Origin of the sequence: Nitrosomonas sp. Nm132, assembly GCF_900100485.1 — a bacterium.
Lineage (GTDB): Bacteria > Pseudomonadota > Gammaproteobacteria > Burkholderiales > Nitrosomonadaceae > Nitrosomonas.
In genome coordinates this window covers 1-2,058 of sequence record NZ_FNDH01000105.1, presented here as the reverse complement: position 1 = coordinate 2,058, position 2,058 = coordinate 1, and the positions used below count along the sequence as shown (strand labels likewise).

Annotated in this window: 3 protein-coding genes and 1 pseudogene; 2 read left to right on the top strand and 2 right to left on the bottom strand. The window is 34.4% G+C overall.

Annotated elements, in window-relative coordinates:
• Positions 1-260, top strand: a 260-nt coding sequence (locus BLP80_RS14775) for a transposase (RefSeq protein WP_143002333.1), incomplete at its 5' end; no start/stop codon positions are given.
• 220 nt (positions 261-480) lie between these two features.
• Here the strand turns inward: BLP80_RS14775 and BLP80_RS14770 are convergent.
• On the bottom strand, positions 481-1,218 hold the full coding sequence (locus tag BLP80_RS14770; RefSeq protein WP_090544487.1) for an EI24 domain-containing protein: 738 nt from the start codon (positions 1,216-1,218) through the stop codon (positions 481-483).
• Between the two features lie 249 nt (positions 1,219-1,467).
• On the opposite strand from BLP80_RS14770, the gene BLP80_RS14765 reads away from it, so the two are divergent.
• Positions 1,468-1,773, top strand: coding sequence for a flagellar biosynthesis anti-sigma factor FlgM (locus BLP80_RS14765; RefSeq protein ID WP_256325131.1), 306 nt, complete (start codon positions 1,468-1,470; stop codon positions 1,771-1,773).
• A 90-nt stretch (positions 1,774-1,863) separates the two neighbouring features.
• On the opposite strand, the pseudogene BLP80_RS14760 reads toward BLP80_RS14765, so the two are convergent.
• Positions 1,864-2,058: pseudogene (locus BLP80_RS14760) on the bottom strand (transposase); the annotation flags it as partial.

Genomic DNA, 2,058 nt, shown 5'->3' with positions numbered 1-2,058 from the left:
GCCTCAAAACACTGTTCAATGATCTATGGAGCATGCCAGACAAACACAGTGCACACGCTTTTCTTACACAGTGGTGCGATGAGGTTAATCAAGCCAGCATTCCAGCTTTTATCTCCCATTGGAACGGGATTATTCACTTTGTCGAATCCCGTCTGACCAATGGCATTCTCGAGGACATCAATAACAAGATTCAACTTGCCAAATGGCGCGCCAGAGGATACCGAAATATTAACAACTTCATTAACCCGAATATTTCATAAATTCGCGTGATGATCACGCAGGATTTTGATTAATAGGGAAATTTTGAGAAAGAGGGGTGTAGTGACTCATACACCCGACTGAGCAAAATCTTTCTTATTAATCAAAAGACAAGTGAGAGCACGTGCCAATTTATGAAATATTCGGGTTAATATGATTCATTTCTTATGTGGAAAGCTTCAGTTTACTTACCCACGGTATTTCATATAGAACCGAAGAGGTTTATTTCCGAGAAGAATTAAAGTTAGATTTATGACGAAAATTTTCTAGACGTGCTAATTCAAAGTGAATAAATGCTAACGCTGTTAATGTCGGAGCAAATAAATTCAGGAATGGTATAAACTGAACGAAACCAGTCAACAATCCTAAACCCCAAAGTGATAATTTATCTACTCTCAGTAAAATTCTTAATTCTTCCTTACTAGCATGCTCTGATAATGCGTCATAACTAAATAATCGCTGATTCAAATATGCAGCAGCCAGAAAAGACGCTAACATTCCAACACCGACAAACCAGAAAGGTAAAGCGATACTCCACAACACTATAAATATAATAATTGCAGAGATAACGTGAAATAGACTCCCTATAATACTTCCACCATTTTTCCGATCAAGTAATGGATAATATCGTTTAGCAACAAAATCAATCAGTGACGGCATAACAAATAGAGCAGTTATTATCATGGTTGTCACAATCACTAGCATAACCAAAATAATTACATTTAATATATCTCCCATACTATTTGTAATCTTTAGTAAATCAGACTCATCAAACCAATCCTTCACGATAGTAAATGGGATAATCTCTGCAAGCCATTCAGCTGAAGGGATCCAAAAAAATTCACCAATTATTAGCCAGAGTATGCTAGCTACTAAGAGAGGCCAAACTAGTATCCATAGAATCTTAAAGTTAAAAAGATTACGGAAAGCTAATGAAAATGCATTAAAGATCTGGATCATATAATATCAACTGTAAGAATTTAAGATTCTATAATAATAAAAAAATGCTGAGTGTATGAATGACTATTAAGTATATATCTATGAAGCCATTCAGCTATTTTCTATTTCTGAAAAAATTAATTGAAGACATGGATGTATAGCATGTAATACAATTAATGATAGGAAGGCTTTTGTTATACTTACTAAACTAAAGTTTTTTGGTTAAATGTCGTTAAATTATTAATAATCTCTATTAAAAAGGATTTTATCTTGAAAATAGATAACTCAAATCCAACACGAACAAACGGCATTATTAGTAACAAGCAGGAATGTGATGACAAAATCATCTCTATTCAATCATCAGATCTTTCTCAAGCAGAAAATAGTTTTCATATTAACCCTCATTCTATTTTATCGCACTCTATCGAAAATAATAGTGGAGCCGTAGATATTATTAAGGTAGAAGAGATAAAGCAGGCAATAATTGAGGGTCGTTTTAAAGTCAATTCTGACGTAGTAGCTGATCGACTGCTAGAAGTAGTAAAGGAACTTATCCAATCAGAAAATAATAAATGATGTGTAACAACACATTAATAGGTCTCCTGTAGTCAAAGTGAAATGCTATCAAGAGTTAATTGAAATTCTTAAGAAAGAACATACTCTTGGTTATAAGAAATAAATCATATTAATGAAATTGTTAATATTTCGGTATCCTCTGGCGCGCCGTTTGGCAAGTTGAATCTTGTTATTGATGCCCTCGAGAATGCATTGGTCAGACGGGATTCGACAAAGTGAATAATTCCGTTCCAATGAGAGGTGACAGTTTTAGCAAAAGCCTGGAAAGCTGGAATGCCGGCTTGA

Coding starts and splice junctions, on each gene's coding strand:
- BLP80_RS14770 (WP_090544487.1), bottom strand. CDS start 1,218: ATGATCCAGATCTTTAATGCATTTTCATTAGCTTTCCGTAATCTTTTT.